Origin of the sequence: Rhizobium ecuadorense (assembly GCF_001187535.1) — a bacterium.
In the GTDB taxonomy this organism is placed as follows: Bacteria; Pseudomonadota; Alphaproteobacteria; order Rhizobiales; family Rhizobiaceae; genus Rhizobium; species Rhizobium ecuadorense.
The window spans coordinates 1-299 of record NZ_LFIO01000838.1; the positions used below are offsets into that span (position 1 = coordinate 1).

Consider the following 299-nt stretch of genomic DNA (forward strand, 5'->3'; position numbering starts at 1 on the left):
CTGTCGGCGGGGACGAACTTGTCGATGTCGATCGTCTTCACCGTGTCGAGCGCGACGGCATCCAGATCGTCCTCGGTGAGGATAACGTAGTCGTTCTCCCCGCGAGCGTAGCCCTTGGCTTCGTTCTCATCCTTGACGGGCTTGCCCGTGACGGAATCGATGTACCGGGAGACGACGCGGTTGCCCGTCTCCTTGTTGAGTGTATGGAAGCGGACCTTCTCGCTTTCGCTCGTGGCCGGGGTCATAGCCACGGGGCAGGTGACCAGCGAGAGTTTGAGATAGCCTTTCCAGTAATATTT

1 protein-coding gene is annotated in these 299 nt (G+C 58.9%); it reads right to left on the reverse strand.

The genetic code is table 11. From position 1 onward, the window contains the following. The coding region (locus AF337_RS14750) for a Ku protein (RefSeq protein ID WP_160320310.1) at positions 1-299 on the reverse strand (299 nt) is incomplete at both ends.